This window comes from Streptomyces sp. CA-146814 (genome assembly GCF_050942385.1).
Lineage (GTDB): Bacteria > Actinomycetota > Actinomycetes > Streptomycetales > Streptomycetaceae > Streptomyces.
In genome coordinates, this window is the sequence record NZ_CP192068.1 from 2,394,223 (window position 1) to 2,419,168 (window position 24,946).

The 24,946-nt window shown below is 70.4% G+C and carries 19 protein-coding genes; 13 read left to right on the forward strand and 6 right to left on the reverse strand.

What is annotated here, in order from left to right; all coding sequences use genetic code 11:
- Window positions 1-82 precede the first annotated feature (82 nt).
- From ACQP09_RS10555 to ACQP09_RS10585, 7 genes are all read left to right on the forward strand, one after another.
- Window positions 83-973: a GntR family transcriptional regulator gene (locus ACQP09_RS10555; protein WP_433397873.1), complete on the forward strand. Its 891-nt coding sequence runs from the start codon at window positions 83-85 to the stop codon at window positions 971-973.
- Between the two features lie 572 nt (window positions 974-1,545).
- Window positions 1,546-2,793, forward strand: a complete 1,248-nt coding sequence (locus ACQP09_RS10560; RefSeq protein ID WP_433397875.1) for a helix-turn-helix domain-containing protein — start codon at window positions 1,546-1,548, stop codon at window positions 2,791-2,793.
- A 157-nt stretch (window positions 2,794-2,950) separates the two neighbouring features.
- Window positions 2,951-3,295, forward strand: a complete 345-nt coding sequence (locus ACQP09_RS10565; protein WP_433397877.1) for a hypothetical protein — start codon at window positions 2,951-2,953, stop codon at window positions 3,293-3,295.
- On the forward strand, window positions 3,288-3,575 hold the full coding sequence (locus tag ACQP09_RS10570; protein ID WP_433397879.1) for a hypothetical protein: 288 nt from the start codon (window positions 3,288-3,290) through the stop codon (window positions 3,573-3,575). Before ACQP09_RS10565 ends, ACQP09_RS10570 begins: the two co-directional genes overlap by 8 nt.
- 574 nt (window positions 3,576-4,149) lie before the next feature.
- Complete coding sequence (locus ACQP09_RS10575) at window positions 4,150-4,548, forward strand: hypothetical protein (RefSeq protein ID WP_433397881.1); 399 nt, start codon at window positions 4,150-4,152, stop codon at window positions 4,546-4,548.
- A gap of 896 nt (window positions 4,549-5,444) precedes the next feature.
- Window positions 5,445-5,840 (forward strand): hypothetical protein, encoded by a 396-nt coding sequence (locus ACQP09_RS10580; protein ID WP_433397883.1) that lies wholly within the window; start codon window positions 5,445-5,447, stop codon window positions 5,838-5,840.
- 1,023 nt (window positions 5,841-6,863) lie between these two features.
- A complete protein-coding gene (locus ACQP09_RS10585) occupies window positions 6,864-8,696 on the forward strand; it encodes a glycoside hydrolase family 3 protein (RefSeq protein ID WP_433397885.1) in 1,833 nt (610 codons plus the stop codon).
- A gap of 59 nt (window positions 8,697-8,755) precedes the next feature.
- Here ACQP09_RS10585 and ACQP09_RS10590 read toward each other — a convergent pair whose 3' ends face one another.
- The 3 genes from ACQP09_RS10590 to ACQP09_RS10600 form a co-directional block, all read right to left on the reverse strand.
- Complete coding sequence (locus ACQP09_RS10590; RefSeq protein ID WP_433397887.1) at window positions 8,756-10,243, reverse strand: S28 family serine protease; 1,488 nt, start codon at window positions 10,241-10,243, stop codon at window positions 8,756-8,758.
- Window positions 10,244-10,356: 113 nt separating this feature from the next.
- Window positions 10,357-10,725: a hypothetical protein gene (locus ACQP09_RS10595; protein ID WP_433406543.1), complete on the reverse strand. Its 369-nt coding sequence runs from the start codon at window positions 10,723-10,725 to the stop codon at window positions 10,357-10,359.
- 279 nt (window positions 10,726-11,004) lie between these two features.
- Window positions 11,005-14,757, reverse strand: a complete 3,753-nt coding sequence (locus tag ACQP09_RS10600) for an ABC transporter ATP-binding protein (protein ID WP_433397889.1) — start codon at window positions 14,755-14,757, stop codon at window positions 11,005-11,007.
- 208 nt (window positions 14,758-14,965) lie between these two features.
- On the opposite strand from ACQP09_RS10600, the gene ACQP09_RS10605 reads away from it, so the two are divergent.
- Both ACQP09_RS10605 and ACQP09_RS10610 read left to right on the forward strand, forming a co-directional pair.
- Window positions 14,966-15,355 (forward strand): type II toxin-antitoxin system RelE/ParE family toxin, encoded by a 390-nt coding sequence (locus ACQP09_RS10605; RefSeq protein ID WP_433397891.1) that lies wholly within the window; start codon window positions 14,966-14,968, stop codon window positions 15,353-15,355.
- On the forward strand, window positions 15,355-15,804 hold the full coding sequence (locus ACQP09_RS10610; RefSeq protein WP_433397893.1) for a helix-turn-helix domain-containing protein: 450 nt from the start codon (window positions 15,355-15,357) through the stop codon (window positions 15,802-15,804). Before ACQP09_RS10605 ends, ACQP09_RS10610 begins: the two co-directional genes overlap by 1 nt.
- Window positions 15,805-15,837: 33 nt before the next feature.
- On the opposite strand, the gene ACQP09_RS10615 is transcribed toward ACQP09_RS10610, so the two are convergent.
- The 3 genes from ACQP09_RS10615 to ACQP09_RS10625 all read right to left on the reverse strand — a co-directional run bounded on the left by ACQP09_RS10615 (window position 15,838) and on the right by ACQP09_RS10625 (window position 20,174).
- A complete protein-coding gene (locus ACQP09_RS10615; RefSeq protein ID WP_433397895.1) occupies window positions 15,838-17,520 on the reverse strand; it encodes a thiamine pyrophosphate-binding protein in 1,683 nt (560 codons plus the stop codon).
- Window positions 17,517-18,506: an agmatinase gene (gene speB / locus ACQP09_RS10620; RefSeq protein WP_433397897.1), complete on the reverse strand. Its 990-nt coding sequence runs from the start codon at window positions 18,504-18,506 to the stop codon at window positions 17,517-17,519. The genes ACQP09_RS10615 and speB overlap by 4 nt, the downstream gene beginning before the upstream one ends.
- A gap of 171 nt (window positions 18,507-18,677) precedes the next feature.
- On the reverse strand, window positions 18,678-20,174 hold the full coding sequence (locus tag ACQP09_RS10625) for a sodium:solute symporter (RefSeq protein WP_433397899.1): 1,497 nt from the start codon (window positions 20,172-20,174) through the stop codon (window positions 18,678-18,680).
- 150 nt (window positions 20,175-20,324) lie between these two features.
- On the opposite strand from ACQP09_RS10625, the gene ACQP09_RS10630 reads away from it, so the two are divergent.
- The 4 genes from ACQP09_RS10630 (at window position 20,325) to ACQP09_RS10645 (ending at window position 24,896) form a co-directional block, all read left to right on the forward strand.
- Window positions 20,325-21,860: a PucR family transcriptional regulator gene (locus ACQP09_RS10630; RefSeq protein ID WP_433397901.1), complete on the forward strand. Its 1,536-nt coding sequence runs from the start codon at window positions 20,325-20,327 to the stop codon at window positions 21,858-21,860.
- 81 nt (window positions 21,861-21,941) lie between these two features.
- A complete protein-coding gene (locus ACQP09_RS10635; RefSeq protein ID WP_356751321.1) occupies window positions 21,942-22,211 on the forward strand; it encodes a hypothetical protein in 270 nt (89 codons plus the stop codon).
- 123 nt (window positions 22,212-22,334) lie between these two features.
- On the forward strand, window positions 22,335-23,678 hold the full coding sequence (eccD, locus tag ACQP09_RS10640; RefSeq protein ID WP_433406544.1) for a type VII secretion integral membrane protein EccD: 1,344 nt from the start codon (window positions 22,335-22,337) through the stop codon (window positions 23,676-23,678).
- A 54-nt stretch (window positions 23,679-23,732) separates the two neighbouring features.
- Entirely contained in the window at window positions 23,733-24,896 is a 1,164-nt protein-coding gene (locus tag ACQP09_RS10645) for a MinD/ParA family ATP-binding protein (RefSeq protein ID WP_433397903.1), read from the forward strand.
- Window positions 24,897-24,946 lie beyond the last annotated feature (50 nt).

Here is a 24,946-nt window from a genome sequence, read left to right on the forward strand (position 1 = left end):
ATTCGAATCGCTACGCCGATACGTCTGGAACGCCGAGGACACCCGGGTGTGCCATGAGTGCTGACGCCGCTACCCTCGTGCCATGAAGCTGCCCCTGGGAGAGGACCCCCGGCCGCCGTACGTCCAGGCCGCCGACGTCCTGCGCGCTGCCATCCACGACGGCGAGTTGCGCCCAGGCGAGCGCCTTCCGGCCGCGCGCGAGCTGCAACGACGCTTCGGCATCGCCAGCTCCACGGTTCAAAACGCCTTGCGGCTCCTCAAGCGCGAGGGGCTGATCTACTCCGTCCTCGGCAGGGGCAGCTACGTCCGCACGCAGGAGACGCCGTCCGAAGGGGAGCCGGAGACCCCAGTGGCAAACGACGGGGCTGATCCCGGCGAGTCCGATCCCGCGTACACAGGCCTCGGGGATCGTCAGCGCGGATGGCAGACCGCCACCAGCCCCGCTGACGATCCCCGCCCCCCATATGTGCGGACTGCGGACACGCTCCGCAAGCAGATCCAGGACGGCCAGCTCACACCCGGTGCCAAGCTGCCGTCCGCCCGCGAAATGCAAGAACAGTTCGGCATCGCCAACTCCACCGCGCAGAACGCCCTGCGGGTCCTCAAGGAAGAGGGGCTGATCTACTCCGTGCAGGGCCGAGGCGTCTTCGTCCGCGAACTCAGCCCGCGCGATCAGCTCCTCAACCGCTACAACGAGATGCTCGACGAGAGCATCGCCCAGCGCCAGGCGGACGAGGAAGCAGTACGGCTCAGCGGCAAGTCCGATGAAGAGGTAGCCGCCGAACTCGTCGCTGCCGAGGAAAGGTTCACCAAGGCCAGCACCGAGTTCGAAGCCGCCACCGCCCACCGCGACGCGATGCGCGCCGTCATGGAGCAACGCAAGCGCCTCAGCGGCAACTACACGCCCGAGGAGACTGCCGCCAAGGCCCAGCATCTGCACGACCGGCTGAACGAAGGCAGACGCCGACGCTGAATCGGCCGCACCCGGCGGAGTAGCAGGACACGCAGTACCGGGTGGGTGAGCTGTTCAGAGTTTCTTTACTGGTTCAAGGCGGTCCGCTGGCGCGGCCCGCGCGCTCCGGCCCTGCGGGGCCGCCGCCCGCTCCTGTCTCCGCCCCGCTGGCGACGGCCCCGCCGGTCCGGGCGCGCAACAGCCAGCACAGCAAGCCACCTGGGGCTCCGCCCCAGACCCCGGCCCTTCCTCCGAGGGGCAGGGGGCCGAGTCAAGGTGCGGCTTCGTCGTGGTGTGGGGTCGTGGGTCGCGGGAAGGGTCCCTCGCCGCCCGGTCACCGGAGGCGTACCAGGAACCCCCGGGGGCCGCCAAGGCCGAGCGCACGCGTCACGGTGTGAGCCTTGGCGGCCCCCGGGGAACCCTGGCACGGCGAAGCTGCCCGACCGACGAGGGACCCCTCCCGCTCAGGCCCCGATTCTGCCGGAGTTCCGGCGCGCCAGGTGGTGGGGTAGCCCTTGTGGGTGGGTGTCTGCCGGATCGTCCCCGGGTGATGTGCCGGCCGGGCGTACCGTGGAGTGGGAGGTGGTGAGTTGATGATTACGGAGCTGGCCGACAACGTCCGCAAGTACCGGCGTCGCGCGGGGATGAGCCAGGAGGAACTGGCCCATGCCGCAGGCGTATCGCCGGGCACGGTTCGCAAGGCCGAGCAGGGCGGCACTCTCCGCATGGAGACCCTGCACACGCTCGCCCGAGCGCTTGGGGTGACCACCGCCGCGTTGATGGCGTCCGATGCCCCGGAGCCCGTCGGGCGGGCCGAGGAGCCGAATCGCGTCAACCTGATCCAGATCCGCGCCGCCCTCACTCCAGCCGTCGGGCTCGTGGACCAGGACGCCGAAGCCGTGGCCGAGGAACCGAGCCTGCGCACCTTCCGGCGGACGCTGCAAGACGCACGGGTGCTGTACTTCTCCGACAGCTACAAGAGCGTCGCGGCCCAACTGCCGGGCCTGCTGCGTGATGCCGCACAGGCCGTCGCCTACTACGACAGCGGGGACGAGCACCGGCAGGCCTTGCTGGCCCGCGCCGAGGCGCTGCGTCTGGCCGGCACCTACCTCACCCAGGTACGGCAGTACGACATCGCGTACGCCGCTGTACGTGGCGCCATCATGGATGCCCGTCAGGCCGGAGACCTGCTTGCGGCGGGCTCCGGTGTCGGCTGCATGTGCTGGCTGCTGGTGCGGCAGGGCCGCTTGGACGAGGCGGAACAGGTCGCCGCCCAGAGTATGGACGCGGTGGAGCCGAAGATCACCGGGGCCGAGCCGGACCACTACGCGGTGTGGGGCGGCCTGGCGATGGAGGCCGCCGCCGCAGCCGCGAGGAACAACCGGCCCGACGAGGCGAAGGCGTACCGTCAAGCCGCCCGGGTCGCGGCAACCGCGGTCGGGACGGCACATCGCAACGTCTCCCGGCACTGGTCCGTCTTCGGGCCGGTCACCGTCGCTGTCAAGGCACTCGAAGACTCGCTGGTCATCGGCGACGCCCGCGCGGTAGTGCGTAAGGCGGGCGAGCAGGAAGAGTTGTCGCCCAAGGCATGGAAGCGCTTGGGCAGGCCCAGCACCAACGACGGGAACCGCTTCACCCTCGATGTGGCGCGCGCCCACACCCGGACCGGCGACCTGTCCGCCGCCATGGACGAGTTGACCCGCGCCAGGGAAGCCGCCCCGCAGTGGCTGCGGCACCAGAATGGGGCCGCCGAGACCATGCAGGAGATTCTGGGCAAGCGCAAGCGCACCCTCACGACGGAGATGCGCGAAATGGCCGACTACCTGGGCGTCGCCGGGTAGCTGCCACGCAGCGTGGCAGTTCGCGAACCAAGAGTCGCGAACTGCCATGTTCCTCAACTGGGGTGACGATTCGTCAGTGCCTACGGTCGGTGTGTCCACCATCAGTGACCCAGGCCGGGGGTGCCCAGTGAGCCAGCCCAGGAGCGATGCCGACCGCATGCGTCGCAGAGACCTGTACGACGCCGCGTCGGGTGGGGGAGGCCCCCGCTTACTGCCGTGGACCAGCCCGGAGGGGAAGCCCTGCTACCTCAGCACCGACGGCCGGGGTTACCTCTCCACCCTCGCCGACAGCATCGAGACGGTACAGCTCAGCATGGGCCAGGAGCTGCTGGAGCACGCCCGAGAAGCCACGGCTCCCGGAGTGCCAACTCTGTCGGCCACCGAATACCGTTGGCTGGCCCGCCGGTTGACCGAGGCCCTGGCGGACGCGCTCCGAGTAGCCGACTCGCGCGGGCAGCGCCTCCCGGACCCGGAAGAGGAAGAGGTGGACGAGGGTGCCTGACTCTGCGGACGCCGACGCACCGGTCCGCGACGCCGCACGGGGGCGCTATCGCTTCCGCGAGTACCACGTGACCACCGTCCCCGACCCCCTGGCACTGCCGGCCTTCACGGCGGTCTGCGTCACCGGCGAGGAAAGCAACTGCGGTGCCACATCCGGCACCCTGCACACCCCGGACGAGCTCACCCGCTGGATCGCCGAACACTGCGCCCGAACCGGCCACCCGCACTACGAGCAGACCGTCCGCGCCATACTCCGCGCCGAGCCTGGCGCGTGGCAGTGAAGTCCCCCTGCGCCGACCACCGCGCCAGCGGCAGCACCACCGTGCGCCCCGCGCTCCTGACGGCAGTAGCGACGGCAACACCCACGGATTCCCCCGCACAACCACGGACACCAGCGGAACCCGAAACCGGCGCTGATCTGCGAATACGCAGATAGAGAGGGGCCGCGTAGCACACGTACTATGTGCTGGCGGGGGCCACGCCGGTACTGGTTCACAACAGTAATTGCCCTACGAGCGCTGCCAATGGAGAGAACCTTCGAAAGCAGCTCGCGGAGAAGGCTGGTCGACTCCCCGGTGTTCGCTCGGTGGATGACTTCTTCGATACCCCGTCTGTCCTCAAAGGTGGCGTAACGCCCGATCAGGTCAAGCCATTCTTCGCGGGCAAGTCGGGATGGCGTGAAGAAGGGCTGGGGCGCGGCAAGAACGCAGGAGGTGGATGGGTGATACGCGAATACACGGATCGGGGGCATCCCACAGGGCGGATGCTCAGGTGGAATCCCAGCACTACCCGTCACGGTGAGGGCGCCTACTGGAGAGCCGTAGGCCCTCAAGGGGATTTGGGAGGGGTAATCCGATGACCGGGGAGCAGCAGCTTGCTGCATTTCGGCGATGGGCTCTCACCGTGTTGGATCTACTCGGCGCGGAAGCCGATCGCCAAGCTGCGTATTTGCAGGCATCAAAGGTGGGAGCAGACGAAATCTTGCTTCAGTTCGACGATGTGCTGCATGTGGCTCGTGCCAGAGTGGGTGATCGTTCGCTGAGCAATGAGGAATATCGCCTGCTTCAGTCGGTCGGTGAATACGCGGATTCTGTAAATGCGGGGTCCGAGCTGATATGGGCGGATGCCGCACTCGGTGAAGCGGTTGAGTGGCGGGAGCTTCGGGCTGTGGCGAAGGCGGCCAAGGCGACTCTGGAAAGCTCTTGGAGTCAGGATGATGACTCGCCGGAACTCTCGATAGGTGATTCGTACTGAATCTGCCCCGCAAATGCCGGCGCGAGCAAGTGATGTCTCGGCAGTTCGTCGGAGCGGATAGCGAGCGCCCCCACCCATGCCCATCGGTGGGGGCGCTCGGGTTGTCCGACATGCGCTTACCTACCGGGTGCGACGAGGGCGGGTGCCGACCGGACCCTCGGACGCTTCCCCGGGGCGGCGTCGCGGAGGTTCTCTCTTCGGGGTCGGCGTTCTTCGAGAGGTCGTTGAGTTTCATGCAGGCGGCTCTGATCCCGCTTGGAAGCGACGCCTTGCCCTTCGCCCGGAAGAGCCGGGAGAGGGGCGTAATGTCGATATATCTATACTGGGGTGAAGTGGTGAAAGATTGGTGCTACCCACCGTCACGACCCGTCACACACCTCCACACGCACTATGTGCTGGCGGGGGAAAGGCCGGTACTCGTTCACAACAGCAGCTGCGGAATTGGTCGGGAGCTGATCGGTGACGGGAGGGCAGATCACATCCTTGATGGTCACAGATACCCGGGAGCGCCGGGTAAGGACGCTTTTCCGCAGGGGTGGTCTGATGACCAAATTTTGGATGCTGTTGCTGACGTGGTGACGAGTCCAAATAGTCAAAGGATCTGGCGCAAGGGATCTGCTGCGCATGCCGAGAGAGCTCCGAAGACCAGGAAGGGCGAACCTGCGGTTCAGAATGTGATCGGGTCAGTGGGAGGGGTGAGAATGCAGGTGCGTTACGAACGTCTCACCCGGGAAGGTGCTCACAACTTTCCCGCACTGAGGAAACTTCACCCGATCCAGGTGTAGCGAATTCGATGATTGGAGGATTGATGGAGAGAGATGCGAATCTGATGGAACTGTTACATCGTTTGGACGATCCCGAATGTCCAGAAATGCCAGCTGGCTACAGTGCGGCCGATGCTGCAGCTTCGTTCAGTCGTCTGGCTGTGCAGGTTGGTTCTCGCTTCTCGACGCCTTGTGGAATCGATCGAGACATCCAGGACTCCGCGTAGTACGGACGAATCGAAGTGCCGGGGGAAGCCACTTTCCGTGGGACGAGGATTGAGCAAGTTCAAACCATTGGCAATGGCCGCAGCCGATAAACCTGGCGCCTTCTTGGGTACGGATGAAGCGCAGGCTGAAGGCGAGCTCGACGCGAATGACCTTAAGAAGATAGAGCAAGTTCTCGCTGAATCGGGGTACATCACGATTCCGGAAGAACTTCTTGAAAGAAGCTATGGCGGGCCCACTCTCTTGCGTTTCCACGGTTCTGGGGGGCCGAGTTGGTGGGACCGGTTCTTCGGTTCCTTCTGATGGGTCTCAAGTGTCGGGTTCCGTAACGTTGATTCTCATGGACCGCATGGGGTTCGTTACCCGATTCGACCCATCCGCGCCATGAGAAGGACCATGCAGTGGTAAAGATCAGCCCCGCCAAGCTGTGCTTGGCGGGGCTGATCTGGCGTTTGACGGCAGTAGTTGACGGCAACGTCAGCGGACGCCAGTGGCGCGGGGTGGTGGTTCGTCGCCGCCGGAGCGGGCCGTCTCGGTGGTTCCCCGGCTGCCGAGCGCGGTGCCGAGGGGAGTCGATGGCCTCGCGCTGGAGGCGGAGTCGGACGTGAGCGTAGACGGTGGCGGTGACGCCGATGTGGGTGCGATGAGAGCGAGTCCGACGTCTTCCTGACGGCGCTTCACACCTGGGGCGGTAGTGCTCTCAATGTCCACATCCACCGCCTCAGCCCGCACCGCCAGTCCGACTTACCACCTCTGACCCGCGGCTTTACCGATCCTTTTCAGAGTTCCTTTACTTGTTCAAGGGCGTCCCGCTGGCGACGGCCGCAGACCACTCGGCGCGCAGAGCCCGGGAGCATAGGCCGGACCACCAATCGGAAGCCCCGGTGCGACCGCTCAGCAGCAGACTGGCCGGGCACCCGAGAGGCCGCCCGGCGGGCTCACGCCGTCCCGGACGCTCACGCCTGGTGCCTGGCTGGGGGCCGTGATGATGAAGATAATTGGACTGATGCCGGTGCAGGGTTGAGCGAGACACACGTGGCGGGTGGTCGGTCGACGTGCCCGTCGCCGTGGCTGACTTTCCGTGGCAGAGGCCAGAACCCCCACAGCCATATGCATGGCACGCACGTGATGGCCCGTCCCCGCCAGGGCTGACGAGTGCAGGGGAGCCTCGATCGGCTGCGCCCGACAGGGACGGGAGTCCCGACGATCGGACCACCCCAACGCGCGCGTGTCGCTGCCGGGCCGCTCCTGCCCCCTTGACCGAAAGTTACTTTCCCTATATCCGTATCATCTTGGAAGTTTCTTTCAGTCAGGGAAGGAGCTCACGTGCCCCACCGCACCTCACGACGCACCCTCCTCACCGCCACCGCCGCCGCCACGGCCGCCGCGGCCACCGGCGTCCTCTCCGCCTCAGGCCCCGCTTCCGCGCATGTCACAGACGCCTCCACCGACCGCCGGCTGCGGCGGATCATCGCCGGGATGAGCCTGGAGGAGAAGGTCGGCCAGCTCTTCGTGATGCGGGTGTACGGGCACTCCGCCACCGACCCCGACCAGGCCGACATCGACGCGAACCTCCGCGAGATCGGGGTGCGTACCGCCGCCGAGCTGGTCTCCACGTACCACGTCGGCGGGATCATCTACTTCGCCTGGGCGCACAACACCCGTGACCCGCACCAGATCGCCGACCTCTCCAACGGCATCCAGCAGGCCGCACTCGGTGAGCGTTCGCGTGTGCCGCTGCTCATCTCCACCGACCAGGAGCACGGCATCGTCTGCCGCGTCGGTGAGCCCGCCACCCTGCTGCCGGGCGCGATGGCGCTCGGCGCGGGCGGGTCGCGGTCCGACACGCGGCGGGCGGCGTGGATCGCGGGGGCCGAGCTGGCCGCGCTCGGGATCAACCAGAACTACGCGCCCGACGCCGACGTCAACGTCAATCCGGCCAACCCGGTCATCGGCGTCCGCTCCTTCGGCTCCGATCCGCAGGCGGTGGCCGAGCTGGTCGCGGCGCAGGTGAAGGGGTACCAGGGCGCCGGGGTCGCGGCCACCGCCAAACACTTCCCCGGGCACGGCGACACCAACACCGACAGCCACACCGGGCTGCCCGTCATCGAGCACACCCGGCAGGAGTGGGAGGAGCTGGACGCGCCGCCGTTCCGGGCCGCCATCCGGGCCCGTATCGACTCGGTCATGACCGCGCACATCGTGGTCCCGGCGCTCGACCCGTCCGAGGACCCGGCCACGCTCTCCCGGCCGATCCTCACCGGCATCCTCCGCGAGGAGCTGGGCTACGACGGGGTGGTGGTGACGGACTCGCTGGGTATGGAGGGCGTGCGCACGAAGTACGGCGACGACCGCGTGCCGGTCCTCGCGCTGCTGGCCGGCGTGGACCAGCTGCTGAACCCTCCGAACCTGTCGGTCGCGTACAACGCTGTACTGGAAGCGGTCCGGGGCGGCGAGATCAGTACGGCGAGGATCGAGGAGTCCGTCCTGCGGATCCTGCGGCTGAAGAGCAAACTAGGCCTGTTCCGCGACCCGTTCGTCAGCCGCCGGGGCGTCGACCGCACGGTCGGCATCCGCAAGCACTTCGCCGACGCCGACCGGATCGCCGAGCGCACCACGACCCTGCTCGCCGACCCCGGCGCCCTGCTCCCGCTCTCCCGCCGCACCCACCGCCGGCTGCTGGTGGTCGGTGCGGACCCGGCCTCGCCATCCGGTACGACGGGCCCGCCGACCACCACGCTGGCGGGCGCCTTCACCGAACTGGGCTTCTCGGCAATGGTGTTGTCCACCGGTACGGCTCCGAGCCAGGCGAAGACCGCCGAGGCCGTCGCCGCCGCACAGGGCAGGGACGCGGTGGTCGTGGCCACGTACAACGTCACGGCGAACAGTGCCCAACTCGCCCTCGTCCAGGCCCTTGTGGCGACCGGCGTGCCGGTCGTCGCCGTCGCGATCCGCAACCCGTACGACGCCGCGCACCTCACCGGCCGCGGGGTCGCCGCGATCCTGGCGTCCTACTCCTGGACGGACGTCGAACTCCGCGCCGCCGCCCGGGTGATGGCGGGCCGCGCCCGTCCGGAGGGCCGGCTCCCGGTCCCGGTCCAGCGGGCGGACGACCCGGCGCGGGTGCTGTACCCGGTGGGCCACGGGCTGTCGTACTAGAGCGCGCGTCCGCCGGCTCCTCTCCGTACGGTACGGAGAGGAGCCGGCGGCACGAGCCGCTACGGGCGGAGCACCGCCTCGTCGCGCTCGATCTCACCGTTCAGCTGGTCCAGCCTGGTGTCGAACTTCGCCAGCGGCTTCGCCTTCGCCGGGTCCGCCTGGACGGCCGCCGGAGCGACGCCCGCCCAGCGCTGGATCGCCGCGGTGGCCTTCGCCCGCTCGGTGTCGGGGAGTCCGGAGATCCGGGCACCGTGGTTGGCGCCCGGCACGGTGTGGACGTAACTGTCCTTGGCGCCGCGCCCGAGGTGGAAGGGCTCCGCACGCCAGGGGTCGTTCTCGCCGTACACGTACAGCATCTGGCGGGCGTTGTTCCGGACCCAGCTGTCCACGTCCCGCATCGCGCCCCGGTCGAACTTCATGGGGATGGAGCGCGGCACGAAGTTGCGCGGGGGCTGGTAGCCGTAGCGGCTCAGGTTGCCGAGCCAGGGCTGCTTGATGTCCGGGGATCCGAGCTGGGTGCCCGCCTGGTAGTAGTACGGGGTGTACGTCTCCAGCTCCTGGTCCGAGTAGAAGCCGAACCCGGAGATCGCGTCGATGGCGTCCCAGATCTGCTCGTCGGTGGCGTTCTTGGCGTCGGGCAGGATCTCGGTGCAGTCGGCGAGCGTGCTGTACTGCCAGAACGCCCAGATGTAGTCCATGACGGCGGCCTCGTAGGCGCGGTCGAAGGAGCCGAGCGTGGTGTAGGTGAGGCCGTTGGCGGCGGCGTGCTCCTTGAACTTCTTCAGGAGCGGGGCCCGGCGGATCAGCCCCTCACGCTGTACGGCCTGCAGCTTGTCGCGGCACTCCTTGGTACCGACGTTCCGGAAGAACCCGTCGTAGGCGGAGTCCTCGCGGTCGACGACGTCGTTGGGCGCGACGTACGCGACGACGGCGTCCATGTCCTTCGGGTAGAACCGCTCGAAGTACGTGGCGGTCATCCCGCCCTTGGAGCCGCCGGTGGCCAGCCACTTCTTCGGGTAGATCTTCTTCAGCGCGGTGAACACCCGGTGCTGGTCGGTGGCCGCCTGCCAGATGTCGAGCTTGGACCAGTCGGCGGGCGCCGGGCGGGACGGCGTGAAGAAGCGGTACTCCAGCGAGACCTGGTTGCCGTCGATGATCTGCGTCGGCTCGCTGCGGCCGGGGTTGGTGGAGACGTGGTAGCCGCTGGTGGAGAAGACCGTCGGGCGGGCGATGTCCTTGTGCAGCACGGTGATCCGCTGCTGGAACGTTCCCTTGGACGGGCGCCGGTGGTCGACCGGCTGGGTGTAGTTGAGGACGAAGTAGCGGTAGCCGAAGTACGGCTTCTCCTCGATCAGGCTCATCCCCGGGATCGCCAGGATGCGGTCCTTGATGTCCTCGTCGCTCGCTTCACCACCGCGTACGGCGGCGGTGCCACTCCTCTGCGTGTCCGGTTCCGCGGCGGTGGCCGCACCGGCCGAGGCTCCCGCCACGCTGACCGTGCCGATGAGCACCGCGAGCGACAGAACCCCAGTGAGCGCCTTGCGCATACACCCTCCCCTTGATTCACAACAGTCGCCGTGAACCTAGCGAGGTCAACGTGCCGGGCGCCAGACCCGGTTGGGTGTGTCCTGCTTCCTCACACGTTTTCCCTACGGTGCGCTCAGCACAGGATCCAGCCGGTGGCGGCCGACTTCCCGGCGACCGCTCCGGTGGCCCGGACGCAGCGGTTGAGGGCGTTCACCGTCACCGGACCGGCCATCTGCGTGAACGAGCCGCTGTCCTTGACCACGCGTCCGCCGCGCGGCTGGAGCGTGACGCTCATCGCCCGCCGCTTGCCCGGATTCTTGGCGACGGTGACGGCACACGCGTGAGCGCGGCTCTTGTAGACGCGCAGCTCGCCGGTCGCGAACGCGATGGTCTTCGCGGGGCGGCCGGAGCAGCCGGGTGCGGCCTCGGCCGCCGTGGGCGGGGCGCCGATGAGGAGGACGAGACCGGCCAGCAGCGGCACGACGAGGAGCCGCGCCACCATCCCCTCGGGTCGGGCCCGCCCCTGCGGTGCCCTGGATCCCGCCGCCCTGTCGAACACCTTCGCCCCCACCTGACATCCGTACGCACCTGTGCGTCCCTGGCTACGACGCAGCAGACGGCCGGGAGGTTGCATGGGGGGGCGGGCGCGGGGGCCTCTCAGACGCCCGCCGGCTCGTCCTCCCCGTCTCCCAGGCGCCCGCCGGCTCGTCCTCCCCGCCTCAGACGCCCGCCGGCTCGTCCTCCCCGTCTCCCAGGCGCCCGCCGGCTCGTCCTCCCCGCCTCAGACGCCCGCCGGCTCGTCCTCCCCTATGCCCTCGCCGATGTCCTCCCCTATGAACGTGCGCCACAGCCGCGCGTACCGCCCGTCCAGGGCCAGCAGCTCCTCGTGCGTACCGTCCTCGGCGACGCGCCCCTGGTCCATCACCACGACCCGGTCGGCGCGGGCGGCGGTGGTCAGGCGGTGCGCCACCACCAGCGTGGTGCGGCGGCCGGTGAGCCGGTCGGTGGCCTGGTTGACCAGCGCCTCGCTGGCCAGGTCCAGGGCGGCGGTCGCCTCGTCCAGGAGCAGGATGTCCGGGTCGACGAGCTCGGCGCGGGCGAGCGCGATGAGCTGGCGCTGTCCGGCGGAGAGGTTACGGCCGCGTTCGGCGACCTCGTGGAGGTAGCCGTCCTCCAGGGTGGCGATCATGTCGTGCGCGCCGACCGCGCGGGCGGCGGCCTCCACCCGGGCGTCGGTGGCGTCGGGCAGTCCGTAAGCGATGGCGTCACGGACCGTACCGGCGAAGAGGTACGCCTCCTGCGGGACGACGCCGAGGCGGTGGCGGTAGGCGGTCATGTCGAGCCTGCGCAGATCGGTGCCGTCGGCGGTGACGCGGCCGCTGGTGGGGTCGTAGAACCGGGCGACCAGCTTGACCAGGGTCGACTTGCCGGCACCGGTCTCGCCGACGAACGCGACGGTCTGGCCGGCCGGGATGCGCAGGTCGACGCCGGTGAGCGCCTCCTCCGCCTCGTCCTTCTTGTCGTACGCGAAGGAGACGTCCTCGAACGCGATCTCGCCGCGCAGGGAGAGCACGTCCAGCGGTTCGTCCGGCTCGGCGGTGGAGGTGGGCTCGCGCAGCAGCTCCTGGATGCGGCCGAGGGAGACGGTGGCCTGCTGGTAGCCGTCGAAGACCTGGGAGAGCTGCTGGACAGGGGCGAAGAACAGCTCGATGTAGAGGAGGTAGGCGACCAGCGCGCCGACGGTCAGCGTGCCGTTGTCGACCCGGCCCGCGCCGACGATGATCACGGCGGCCGCGGCGACTGAGGCGAGGAGCTGGACGAACGGGAAGTAGATGGAGATCAGCCACTGGCCGCGTACCCGGGCCTGGCGGTAGTTGTCGCTGCGCTCGGCGTAGCGGGCGGCGCCGTCGTGCTCGCGGCCGAAGGCCTGGACGATACGGAGGCCCGAGACGGACTCCTGGAGGTCGGCGTTGACGCCGCTGATGCGCTCACGGGCCAGTTCGTACGCCTTGACGCTGCTGCGGCGGAAGAAGAACGTGCCGATGATCAGCACGGGCAGCGTCGCGAAGACGACCAGGGCGAGCTGGATGTCCAGGACGAGCAGCGCGACCATGATGCCGAAGAAGGTGACGACGGAGACGAACGCGGTGACCAGGCCGGTCTGGAGGAACGTGGAGAGCGCGTCCACGTCCGTGGTCATCCGGGTCATGATCCGGCCGGTCAGCTCGCGCTCGTAGTAGTCGAGGCCGAGGCGCTGGAGCTGGGCGAAGATCTTGAGGCGGAGCGAGTAGAGGACCCGCTCGCCGGTCCGGCCGGTCATCCGGATCTCGCCGGTCTGGGCCGCCCACTGGACGAGCACGACGGCCAGGCCGACCGCGGAGGCCGCCCACACCGCACCCATCGACACCTGGCTGACGCCCTCGTCGATGCCGTACCGGATGAGGACCGGCAGCAGCAGGCCCATCCCGGCGTCGACGGCGACGAGCGAGAGGGCGAGGAGCAGAGCCCCGCCGAAACCGCGCAGCAGTCGGCGCAGCCCGTAGGACTCCTCGGGACGTACGGCGTTCGCCTCGTCGACCTGCGGGGTGTCCGTGGCGGGCGGCAGGGCCTCGACCTGGGCGAGCAGCTCGGGGCTGGCCGGCATGCCGACGACCGTGGCGTCCCGGTCCTCCTCCTTGCGGATCCACAGCTCGGGCGTGATGCCGCGCTCGACGTCGAACTCGGCGTCCAGCTCCTGCTGGAGGGCGCGGTCGTCGTCGGGGTCGGCCTCGCCGCGCGGCGGCCGGTGGCCCGGTGACGTACCGCCGAGCTCGTCGGGGTCGGTGAGGAGGCGGCGGTAGAGGGAGGAGGTGCGCTCCAGCTCGTCGTGGGTGCCGAGCGCGGCGAGCTTCCCGCCGTCCAGGACGGCGATGCGGTCGGCGAGCTGGAGGGTGGAGCGGCGGTGGGCGATGAGGAGGGTGGTGCGGCCCTCCATGACCTGTTTCAGCGCCTCGTGGATCTCGTGCTCTACGCGGGCGTCGACGGCGGAGGTGGCGTCGTCCAGGAGGAGGAGCCGGGGGTCGGTGAGGATGGCGCGGGCGAGGGCGACGCGCTGGCGCTGGCCGCCGGAGAGGGTCAGGCCGTGCTCGCCGACGGTGGTGTCGTAGCCGTCGGGCAGCTCGGAGATGAAGCCGTGGGCCTGGGCGGCGCGGGCGGCCTGTTCGATCTGGTCCTGGGTGGCGTCGGGGAAGCCGTAGGCGATGTTGGCGCGGACGGTGTCGGAGAAGAGGAAGCTGTCCTCGGGGACGAGCCCGATGGCGGCGCGCAGGGACGCCTGGGTCAGTTCGCGGACGTCGTGGCCGCCGATGAGGACGGCGCCGTGCGAGACGTCGTAGAAGCGGGGCAGCAGGAGCGAGACGGTGGACTTGCCGCTGCCGGAGGCGCCGACGATCGCGAGGGTCTCGCCGGGTTCGACGGTGAGCGAGAACCCGTCGAGGACCGGCCGCTCCTCGTCGTACCCGAACCGTACGTCGTCGAACTCGATCCCGGCCGGGGCGTCGGCGGGCAGCTCCTTCGTACCGTCCGTCATGGAGGGCTCGGTGTCGATCAGCTCCAGGACGCGCTCCACGCCGGCGCGGGCCTGCTGGCCGACGGTGAGGACCATGGCGAGCATCCGGACCGGGCCGACGAGCTGGGCGAGGTAGGTGGAGAAGGCGACGAACGTGCCGAGGGTGATCTCGCCGCGGGTCGCCAGCCAGCCGCCGAGGGCGAGCATGGCGACCTGGCCGAGCGCGGGTACGGCCTGGAGGGCCGGGGTGTAGCGGGAGTTCAGCCGGATGGTGCGCAGCCGCCCGGCGAAGAGCCGCCGGCCGACCTCGCGGAGCTTGCCGGTCTCCTGGTCCTCCTGCCCGAACCCCTTGACGACCCGGACCCCGGAGACGGCCCCGTCGACGACTCCGGCGACGGCGGCGGCCTGGCCCTGGGCGTACCAGGTGGCCGGGAAGAGGCGTTTACGGGAGCGGCGGGCGATGGCCCAGAGCGCGGGGGCGACGGCGAGGGCGACGAGGGTGAGCGGCAGGGAGAGCCACGCCATGATCACCAGGGACATGAGGAAGAGCAGGACGTTCCCGATGGTCATCGGGAGCATGAACAGCAGCCCCTGGATGAGCTGGAGGTCGCTGGTGGCCCGGCCGACGACCTGCCCGGTGGAGAGCTCGTCCTGCCGCTTCCCGTCGAGCTTCGTGATCGTCGTGTACATGTCCGTACGGAGGTCGTGCTGGACGTCCAGGGCGAGCCGGCCGCCGTAGTAGCGGCGGATGTAGGTGGCGATGTAGACGAGGACGGCGGCGCCGATGAGGAGGCCGGTCCAGAGCGCGAGCGACCGGGTGTGGTCGGTGACGACGTCGTCGATGATCACCTTGGTGATCAGCGGGACGAGGGCCATGACGGCCATCCCGGCGAGCGAGGAGCCGAGCGCGAGCACGACGTTGCGCCGGTACCGCCACGCGTACCCGGTCAGCCGTCGGCCCCACCCCTGTTGCTCTGCGCCCGTCACGCGTTGCCTCCTGCTTCCGAGCTGTCGGACCTGATCTTCCGGAAGGCACCAACACGGCGAGAGGCGGATTTCATCCCTCCGCAACAAGGGAGGGCGCTTTCGGGGGGTGCTGCGGGACCACGACAACCGCCGAGAGGAGATCACCCTTTGGAGTGACTGCGCAGCGAAGGAGAGCGGCATACACTGGAGCATCTATACGTTTCGATATATGGATACGCCCTATGTGATCGAGATCGAACCCGAGGTCCGGCTATGGCTGATGAACCTGCCGTACAACGACTTCCTGGTGGTCGAGCACGTCGCCGAGCTGCTGCGGGAGCACCCCACGACGCTCGGGGAGCCGTACTCCCGGCATCTCGGCGACGGCGTCCGCGAGCTGCGGTTCAGCCTTGGCCGACGGGGAGGTGCGACCCGGATTCCCTATTGGCTCGCGCCGGATCGCCGGATCGTTCTGCTTACCGTCTTCCGCAAGACCCAGCGGCGGGAGACGGCCGAGATCGCCCGCGCCAAGCGCGCCAAGGTGCTCTGCCAGACCGAGCACCCACCGGCTCACGATGTGTACACACGCACAGCCGACGAGGAGAAGGAGAAGCGGTAATGGTCAGCCACGCACGCTGGAAGCTCGCCCGCGACGAGAAGGTCGCCCAGGGGATCGCCGAGGATCCCGAGGTGGAGCGGCGCCGCGAGGAGATCTCTCTCGCGTTCGATCTCGGACAGGCCGTGTACGACCGGCGGGTCGCCCTCGGCCTCTCGCAGACCGAGCTGGCCCGGCGCGCCGGTATGACGCAGCCGCAGGTCTCGAAGCTGGAGCTCGGCGGCACGGTCCCGACCGTGCCGCTGCTGGCACGGCTGGCCCGTGCCATGGAGGCGGTGTTCCGGATGGAGCTGTTCGGGAGCAGCATCCGCGTGACATTCACCGACCTGGACGGAACCGCACCGGAGAAGGCCGGCACGGAGCCGTCCTCCACGGAACACGCGTCCGCCTCCGGTACCGAAGCGGAGGCGGAGACGGACGCGGGCGCGGAGAGGACGGCGGCCACGGGCTGAAGGACCCGGATCGGCCTACAGGTGCGTCGGCGTCTACAGATGCGTCGGTTCGAACATCCGCAGCAGGGCCGGGAGCACGACGACCGACGGGCCCGGGGTCGTCAGCGCCTTGGACAGGTCCGCGGCGAGCGTCTCCGGGGTCGTACGGACGGCCGGTACGCCGAAGGACTCGGCGAGGGCGACGAAGTCCGGGCGGGACAGCTCGGTGCCGGTGGTCTCGCCGAAGGCGCCCGTCATGTACTCGCGCAGGATGCCGTAGCCGCCGTCGTCGACGATCAGCCACGTGAGCGGCAGGTCGTACTGGCGCGCGGTGGCCAGCTCCGCGATGGAGTACATCGCTCCGCCGTCGCCGGAGACGGCGAGCACCGGGGTCGTCGGGTCGGCGGCGGCGGCGCCGATGGCCGCCGGGAAGCCGTAGCCGAGGCCGCCCGCGCCCTGGGCCGAGTGCATGGTGTTCGGCCGCCGCGCGTCGAACGCGGACCACGCCCAGTACGCCAGGATCGTCATGTCCCAGAAGCTCGGCGACGCGTCGGGCAGCGCCTCGCGGACGGCGGCCAGGACCTGCTGCTCCAGGGTGAGCTCCTGGGCGTCGATCCGGACCCGTACCTTCTCCAGCACCGTACGTACGCGTTCGGCGGCACCCGTGTCCTCGCGCCGCTCGACCGTCTCCAGCAGGTCGGCCAGCGCCTCGCGGGCGTCGGAGTGGATGCCGAGCGCGGGGTGGTTGGACTCCAGCTTCCCGGCGTCCGCCTCGATCTGGATGACCCGGCCGCGCGGCCGGAAGGTGTGGTAGTTCGAGGAGAGCTCGCCGAGGCCGGAGCCGACGACGAGCAGGACGTCCGCGTCCTCCAGGAAGTCGGTGGTGTGCCGGTCCTCCAGCCAGGAGCGGAGCGAGAGCGGGTGCTCCCAGGGGAAGGCGCCCTTGCCGCCGAAGGTGGTGACGACGGGCGCGTCGAGCTTCTCGGCCAGTGCGCGCAGCTTGCCGGAGGCGTCGGAGCGTACGACTCCGCCGCCCGCGATGATCACCGGCCGCTCGGCGTTCGACAGGAGGTGGGCGGCGGCGATCGTCAGCTCGGGGCGCGGGTAGAGCTCGCGCGGGGTGGCGTCCATGGCGCTGACGACCGGGAGCGTGGTCTCGGCGAGCAGCACGTCCTGCGGGATCTCCACCCAGACCGGCCCGTGCGGGGCGGTCAGCGCGGACTCCCAGGCGGCGGCGATCGCGGACGGGATCTGCGAGGCCGCGCGCACGGTGTGGACGGACTTCACGATGTCGCGTACGGAGGCCTGCTGGTCGCGCAGCTCGTGGAGGTAGCCGTGGCGGCCGCCGCCGAGGCCCGCCGTGGGGATCTGGCTGGAGATCGCGAGGACGGGCGCGGAGGCGGCGGCCGCCTCCTGGAGCGCGGCGAGCGAGGTGAGCGCGCCGGGCCCGGTGGAGAGGAGGAGCGGCGCGACCTCGCCGGTGATCCGGCCGTACGCGTCGGCGGCGAACCCGGCGTTGTTCTCGACGCGGAGTCCGACGTACCGGAGGGAGGAGCGGCGCAGCGCGTCGAACATGCCGAGCGCGTGCTGACCGGGCAGGCCGAAGACGGTGGTCGCGCCGAGCCCCTGGAGCGACTCGACGACGAGGTCACCGCCGTTGCGGCCGGGCGGCGGGGTCAGGACGGCGGCGGCCTGCGCGGCGGTGAGCTGCGGCCGGTCGTCGTGGTCGTGGCTCACTTGGCGTCCTCGGTGTCCTTGGCGTCCCTCTGCGCGGCGATCTGGCGGGACATGATCGTCGTCAGCTCGTACGCGGTGTGGGAGGCGGCCACGGAGGTGATCTCGGCGTGGTCGTACGCGGGCGCCACCTCGACCAGGTCGGCGGAGACCAGGTGGCAGGAGGAGAGCCCGCGCAGGATCTCCAGCAGCTCGCGCGAGGTGAGGCCGCCGGCCTCCGGGGTGCCGGTGCCGGGGGCGTGCGCCGGGTCCAGGACGTCGATGTCGATGGAGATGTAGAGCGGCCGGTCCCCGATGCGCTGGCGCAGCTGGTCGGCGATCTCGTCGACGCCGCGCCGCATGACGTCGGCGGAGGTGACGATGCCGAAGCCCATCTTCTCGTCGTCGGTCAGGTCCTGCTTGCCGTAGAGCGGGCCGCGGGTGCCGACGTGGGAGAGGGCGGAGGTGTCGAGGATGCCTTCCTCGACGGCGCGGCGGAAGGGGGTGCCGTGGGTGTACTCGGCGCCGAAGTAGGTGTCCCAGGTGTCCAGGTGCGCGTCGAAGTGGAGCAGCGCGACGGGCCCGTGCTTCTTGGCGACGGAGCGCAGGAGGGGCAGGGCGATGGTGTGGTCGCCGCCGAGGGTCATGAGGCGGGCGCCCGTGTTCAGCAGGTCGTCGGCGGCGGCCTCGACGGTCTCCACGGCCTCGTTGATGTTGAACGGGTTCGCCGCGATGTCTCCGGCGTCCGCGACCTGCGCGAGGGCGAACGGGGAGGCGTCCTGGGCCGGGTTGTACGGGCGCAGCAGCCGGGACGCCTCACGGATGGCGTTGCCGCCGAAGCGGGCGCCGGGCCGGTAGGAGACCCCGCTGTCGAAGGGCACGCCGACGACGGCGACATCGGCCCGCCCGACCTCGTCGAGCCGGGGCAGCCGGGCGAACGTCGCGGGCCCGGCGTACCGCGGGACGCGGGAGGAGTCGACGGGGCCGCGCGGCGAATCGGTGCTGCTCATGGGGGTGTGCCTTTCCTTCGGTTTCGTACGGGGTCAAGTGTGCGGGCTTGCCGGCCCGCCCGGCGATTGAGGGCGTCCTTCAGATCGGCCACCCAAGTCCGGCCACCCCCAGCCCGCCCGGCGATTGAGGGCGTCTTTGGGCTCGGCCGATCCGGCAGCAGGGTTCCGTCCTCAAACGCCGGACGGGCTGGTGGTGGAGGCGCCGGACGGGCTGGTGGAGGCTTTGGACGGGCTGGATGCGCGCCCCGCCAATCGCTCGCGCCAAGCGGAGAGCACGGCCGCGTCCGTAGGCGGCGTGGCCAGCGACACGACCACGTACACGGCCAGCGACGACAACAGCCCGTAGTAGATCGGCTGGTTGGCGAGGATCCCGTACACCGCCATCAGCCCGATCACCGCCACACCCCCCACGCACACCGCCGCCAGCGCCCCCGCCGCCGTGCCGCGCCGCCACAGCAGCCCGCCGAGGATCGGTACGAGGAGCCCGCCCACGAGCAGGTTGTACGCGACGGTCAGCGCCTCGACGACGTCGTTCAGCGCGATGGCGATCAGAATGACCGCGATCCCCATGATCAGGATGAACGCCCGGTTCCCCTTGACCTCGTCATGCGGCTCCTCACCGCCTCCGTCCCGGCCGACCGCTCCCCGCAACCGCGACCAGATGTCGTTGTTGGCGACGGTCGCGCAGGCGATCAGCGCACCGGACGAGGTCGACATCACGGCAGCCAGCGCCGCGGCCAGCACCAGCCCCCGCACCCCCATCGGCAGCTCGTCCTTGACGATCGTCGCGAAGGCGGAGTCGGCGCTCGCCAGGTCCGGGTACATCACCTTGGCCGCGGTGCCGATGACGGCTCCGGCGATGGCGTACACGAGGCAGTACGTCCCCGCCACCGTCCCGCCCCACCGCGCCGTGCGGTCGCTGCGCGCGGTGAACACGCGCTGCCAGATGTCCTGCCCGATGAGCATGCCGAAGGTGTAGATCAGGACGTACGTGAAGATCGTCTCGCCGCCGATGCCGAGCGGGTCGAAGTACTCGGTCGGCAGCTGCGCCTTCATCTCGCTGAAGCCGCCCGCCTTGACGACGGCGATCGGCAGCAGGAGCAGCAGCACCCCGATGGTCTTGACGACGAACTGGACCATGTCCGTCAGCGTGATCGACCACATGCCGCCGAGCGTCGAGTACGCGACGACGATGGTGCCGCCGAGGACGATGGCGACGGTCCGGTTCACGTCGAAGAGGACGTCGAAGATGGTGGCGTACGCGATGGTCGAGGTGACCGCGAGCATCAGGGTGTACGCCCACATGACGACGCCGGAGATGATCCCGGCCCGTCCGCCGTAGCGCAGGTCGAGCATCTCGGAGACGGTGTAGACCTTCAGCCGGGCGATGCGCGCGGAGAAGAAGACGGAGAGCGCGAGCAGCCCGAGGCCGATGGTGAGAACCATCCAGGCCCCCGAGAGCCCGTATTTGTAGCCGAGCCCGACGCCGCCGATGGTGGACGCGCCGCCGAGGACGATGGCGGCCATGGTGCCGGAGTACATGGCGGGCCCGAGGCGACGTCCGGCGACCAGGAACTCACTCTTGGACTTGGCGCGGCGCATGCCCCACCAGCCCATGGCGAGCATGCCGACCAGGTAGACGACGATCACGGCGTAGTCGACAGCCATGGGCTTCCCTCCGTCTCGCGCAACAGATGCAGTGCGGGTGGTGCGGGTAGTGCGGGTGGTTCAGGTGCGAGGAAGACGGTAGGTGGCCGAAAGGCGGCGTTGAAGTGTACGTTTCCTCCACTCTCACCGCCGAGAACGGACGAACCCTCCATGTCGACGACGCCTGCAACAGGACCGCAGCCCCCGGGCGCTCCCGTCCCGCTCACCGAACTCCTGGCGAGCAAGGACCTGGGCCTGCGCCGGATCGCGGGCCCGGCCGAGGCCGAGCTGCTCTGGGTGCACACGTCGGAGATGGCCGACCCGTATCCGTACCTCCTCGGCGGTGAGCTGCTGCTGAGCGCCGGGGTGCTGCTGACGGACCCGGACCGCTATGTGGCGCGGCTGGTGGAGGCGGGGGCGGCGGCGCTGGGTTTCGGGGTCCGGCCGGTGTACGAGGCGGTCCCGGAAGCCCTCGTCCAGGCATGCGACCGGTACGGGCTGCCGCTGCTGGAGGTGGGGCCGGAGACCCCGTTCACGACGATCGCGCGGGCGGTGTGGCGGCTGATGGCAGAGGCCCGTCACCGGGAGCTGCGCCGGGTGACCCGGGCCCAGCAGGCCCTGGCGACGGCGGCGGCCCGGCCCGACCCCGTACCGGCGGTCCTCCACCAGCTCGCCGCGCAGCTCGGCGGCCGGGCGGTGCTGCTGACGGCGCGGGGCGAGGAGGTCCACGCGTCGGGCCGCCGGCCACCTCCGGAGGCGGCGGCAGCACTGACGCGCCTGGCCCGCGTGGTCGCCCGCGAACGCCCCGGCTCCCCCACCTCGGCCACGGACACCCACGGCTCCACCCACCTGTCGGCGTACGCGCTCGGCGGCGGCGAGGGCCTCGTCCTGGCCCTGGCGACCCGGCAGCGGGAGTCCGGCGACCACACGGTGGCCGGCATCGCGGTGGTCCTGCTCTCCCTCCTCGCCGCCCCGCACCAGGGCGCGGACGCGGCGGACCGCTCGGCGGCCCTGGTACGGCTGCTGCTCGGCGCCTCGCCGGAGGAGGTGGCCCCACTCCTGGCGCCCACGGGCCCCTGGACGGTGGTCCACGCCCGCCGCACGGACGGCACCACGCCGGACGCGCTGACGTCGGGTGCGCTGGGGGCGTCGCTGGGCTCGGCGCTGGTGGACGCGGGCCGGAACGACGACGACACGGTACGGGTGCTGCTCCCGCCGGCCGCCGGGGAGGCGCCTCCGCAAGGGGACGACGCTGAGGAGCCCGGGGAGCACGGGGAGCCTGGGGAGCCCCCGCAACCCCCCACCGTGCCCCCGCACCCCGGCTGGGCCCTCGGTGTCTCGGCCCCCACCCCGCTCTCGGCCCTCGCCTCCGCCGACCTCCGGGCCGCCCGCGCCCTGGCCCACGCGGAGGCCACCCGCACGCCGCTCACGGCGGACACCCCGACCACCGGCCTGGCCGCCCTGATCCCCCCGGACCAGGCAGCCGCCCACGCCCGCGCCCTCCTCGCCCCGCTCACCCCTTCCCTGGCCGACACCCTGCGCTGCTGGCTCTCCCTCCACGGCAGCTGGGACCGCACGGCGGTGGCCCTCTCCGTCCACCGCAACACCGTCCGCCAACGCATCGGGCGGTGCGCGGAGTTGCTGGACGTGGACCTGAACGACATGGACGTACGAGCGGAGTTGTGGTTCGCGCTGCGGCAGGAATAGCCGCCGGACGCGAGGGACGTCCCCCTCAGGTGTACGGACCGCTCACCCATGCCTTATGTTGCAGTGGCAAAGGGGGATCGCATGGCACGGGATTACGACAGCCAGCTGCTGGAGTCGGTGGGGGTGCGCCGACGCAGGATGCGGGACGCCCTGCTGTTCGGCGTGGAACGCGCTCGGCGGACGGCGGACGAGCGGCTCGGCAAGGTATTCGCGGGAATCGCGATCACGGCCGTGCTGTGTGCGGGGTGTGTGGGGTGGTCCTTCCTCCAGCACACGCTGGACAAGCAGAAGGCCGAGCAGCAGAAACAGCAGCAACGACAGGCGCAGCAGTACGGGCAGTCGCTGCATTAGTGGTGAGCACCGCTCCGCATTCCCTCTCAGAGATGGGAAAGAGCTCACAGTGCCTTATCAGGTAATTGGCCCGAAATTTCGGAAAATCACGATGATAGGTTTCCGTAAGTGGTGAGCACAGCAATGACGTCCCGCTCCGAACTGAGCCGGGTGACTCTGGTCGGCGAGCGGCGCAGGGCCGACATCGTGCTGCCGTCGGACACTCCCATCGGCCAACTGCTGCCTGACATCCTGCAGTTGCTGGACGACCGGGCCGCATCGCGGCCGTTGACGCGGCAGTTGATCACCTCCGACGGCTCGGCCCTGCCGCACGACAGCACCCTGGCCTCGGCCGGCATCAGCGACGGCGCCGTGCTCCGGCTGGTCAGGATCCACGCCGCTCCGCCCGCCCCGGTCGTCCACGACGTCACCGACCAGGTGGCCGACACCCTCGATCTGCAGGCCTGGCGCTGGCGTCCGGCCGCGCGCCGGGTCGCCGCGGGAGCCTCGACCGTGGCGTTCGCGGTGATCGCGGCCCTGCTGGCCCGGCGCGAGTTCCCGCTCGACGCGCTGGCCGGAGCGCTGGCCGTGGTCACCGCCGTCCTTCTGGTGGGCGGCGCGCTCTGCGCCCGGATCGGCGCGGGCAACCGCGGCCTGGCGACCGCGCTGCTGTTCGTCTCGGGCGGGCTCGGCGTTCTCACGGCCTGGACCGCCGCCGACGCCTACGGCTGGTCGGGTCCGGCCCGGCTGGCCGCGGTGGCGGCGGCGGTGGCCCTGGCCCTGCTGCTGCTCGGCTTCTTCTCGCCGCTGGGCCGCGGCGGCCTCATCGGGGCGGGGGCCACGGCCGCCGTGGCCGCGGTGTGGGAGGCCGTCGCCGCGGTGGAGTCGGATCCGGCCCGGCTGGGCGCCGTGATGGCGGTGTTCTCCGTGGTGCTGCTCGGCATGCTGCCCCGGCTCGCGCTGATGGCGTCCGGGCTCACCGGGCTCGACGACCGGCGGTCGGGCGGGGTGTCGGTCAGCCGCCACGACGTCTCCAACGCACTGGCCGCCACCCATCGCGGGCTCGCCCTCGCGACCGTGGTCACCGCCGTCTCGGCGGCCGCGGCGGGCTGGCTGCTCACCCTGGCCGCGCGGCCGACCGTGTGGACGGTGCTCCTGCCCTCGGTGGTCGCCGCCGTCCTTCTGTCGCGGGCCCGCGCGTTCCCTCTGGTGGCCGAGGTGGTGGCCCTGTTCGCCGCCGCGGCGGTCCTCGTCGTGCGTCTCGTGATGCTGTGGATGGAGCAGGCCTCCGGCGGCGCGGGACCCGTGCTCGTCCTCGGCGTGGCGGCGCTGCTGCCGCTGCTGGCCCTGTCGGTGGAGCCTCCCGAGCATGTACGGGTGCGGCTGCGGCGCACCGCCGACCTGGTCGAGTCCATCGGCATGGTGGGGCTGTTCCCGCTCGCCGTCGGCGTGTTCGGCATGTACGGGCAGCTGCTCAACAAGTTCTGACAGGGATGCGCGGGCGCTCCGGTCGGGGCATCGCGGCGGAGGAGAAGGGCAGACATGCCGAACGGGGACAACTGGCAGAGCGATGTGCTGCGCGACCTGAGGGGCGCCTCCGGACCGCCGTCGTCCGTACCACCGGCTCCACCCACCGCGGCGCAGGAGCCCACCGCGGCGCAGGAGCCCAGCGCGCCGCAGGCCTCCGGAACGGAACGCATACCCGCGCCGACGCAGCCGCCCGCACCCGCACCGACCCCCGCGCCCCAGCAGGTCCCCGCACCGCCTCGCCCCCGCCGCCCCTCGGCTCCCGATTCGCGAGCCGTCGTGGACAACGTGCTGAGCGGTACGGCACGCCGCCCGCAGCGGGGTGAACCGGTCGGCGTACGGATCACCCGGGCGGTGCGCCGGATCGTTTCCTCCTCGGCGGCACGCGAGGTCGCCGAGCTCACCCGTACAGCCGAGGCGCTCCAGCAACCGGTCACGACCGGGCGGCAGATCGCCGTCACCTCCATCCGGGGCGGCGCGGGCAAGACGACCGTGGCGGCCCTGCTCGGCACGGCGTACGCGCACTACCGCCAGGACCCGGTCCTCCTGGTCGAGGCCGATCCGGCGCTCGGTTCCCTGCCGCTGCGGCTGGGCGCCGAGACGCTGCGCTGGACCACGGCCGATCTGGCGGACATCGTGGAGCCGCAGATGTCGCTGCTCGACGTGACCGGCTACCTGGTCCAGCTCCCGGAGAACGCCTGGCTGTTGCCGGGGAGCCAGGGGCAGATCGGGGCGATGCTGGACACGTCGGCGTACGAGCGGGTCATGGTGGCGCTGCGCCGCTACTTCGGGGTGAGCGTCGTGGACTGCGAGACGCTGCCCGCCGAGGTCGCCCGGGTCGCGCTCTCCGCCTCCCAGGCCCGGGTGCTGGCCGCTCCGGCGACCCTGGACGGCGTCACGAGCACGTACGCCGTGCTGCAGTGGATGCAGGGGCTCCCCCGCCACATGATCGACGGCACCGTCGTCGTGCTCTCCACCATGGTCGCCCGGCCCGGGATCGACGTCGCGGCGACCGCCGAGAAGCTCAGGTCCACCGGCGCGGGCGTCCATGTCCTGCCCTACGACCGGCACTTGGCCGCCGGTGGCGTCCTGCGGACCGAACTGCTCGCCCGACCGACGCGCCTGGCCGCCGCCCGGCTCGCCGCCGAGGTCTTCCAGCTCTCCCAGAAGCGCCGGTGACCCCGATGCCGTGCAGGAACCGCGTCGTGAACCACGTGATGAACGACGAG

Coding starts and splice junctions, on each gene's coding strand:
- ACQP09_RS10625 (WP_433397899.1), bottom strand. CDS start 20,174: ATGGCTGTCGACTACGCCGTGATCGTCGTCTACCTGGTCGGCATGCTC.
- ACQP09_RS10630 (WP_433397901.1), top strand. CDS start 20,325: ATGTCGACGACGCCTGCAACAGGACCGCAGCCCCCGGGCGCTCCCGTC.
- ACQP09_RS10580 (WP_433397883.1), top strand. CDS start 5,445: ATGCTGCAGCTTCGTTCAGTCGTCTGGCTGTGCAGGTTGGTTCTCGCT.
- ACQP09_RS10590 (WP_433397887.1), bottom strand. CDS start 10,243: ATGCGCAAGGCGCTCACTGGGGTTCTGTCGCTCGCGGTGCTCATCGGC.
- ACQP09_RS10645 (WP_433397903.1), top strand. CDS start 23,733: ATGCCGAACGGGGACAACTGGCAGAGCGATGTGCTGCGCGACCTGAGG.
- ACQP09_RS10610 (WP_433397893.1), top strand. CDS start 15,355: ATGGTCAGCCACGCACGCTGGAAGCTCGCCCGCGACGAGAAGGTCGCC.
- speB (WP_433397897.1), bottom strand. CDS start 18,506: ATGAGCAGCACCGATTCGCCGCGCGGCCCCGTCGACTCCTCCCGCGTC.
- ACQP09_RS10595 (WP_433406543.1), bottom strand. CDS start 10,725: ATGGTGGCGCGGCTCCTCGTCGTGCCGCTGCTGGCCGGTCTCGTCCTC.
- eccD (WP_433406544.1), top strand. CDS start 22,335: ATGACGTCCCGCTCCGAACTGAGCCGGGTGACTCTGGTCGGCGAGCGG.
- ACQP09_RS10575 (WP_433397881.1), top strand. CDS start 4,150: ATGACCGGGGAGCAGCAGCTTGCTGCATTTCGGCGATGGGCTCTCACC.
- ACQP09_RS10560 (WP_433397875.1), top strand. CDS start 1,546: ATGATTACGGAGCTGGCCGACAACGTCCGCAAGTACCGGCGTCGCGCG.
- ACQP09_RS10555 (WP_433397873.1), top strand. CDS start 83: ATGAAGCTGCCCCTGGGAGAGGACCCCCGGCCGCCGTACGTCCAGGCC.
- ACQP09_RS10635 (WP_356751321.1), top strand. CDS start 21,942: ATGGCACGGGATTACGACAGCCAGCTGCTGGAGTCGGTGGGGGTGCGC.
- ACQP09_RS10565 (WP_433397877.1), top strand. CDS start 2,951: ATGCGTCGCAGAGACCTGTACGACGCCGCGTCGGGTGGGGGAGGCCCC.
- ACQP09_RS10605 (WP_433397891.1), top strand. CDS start 14,966: ATGGATACGCCCTATGTGATCGAGATCGAACCCGAGGTCCGGCTATGG.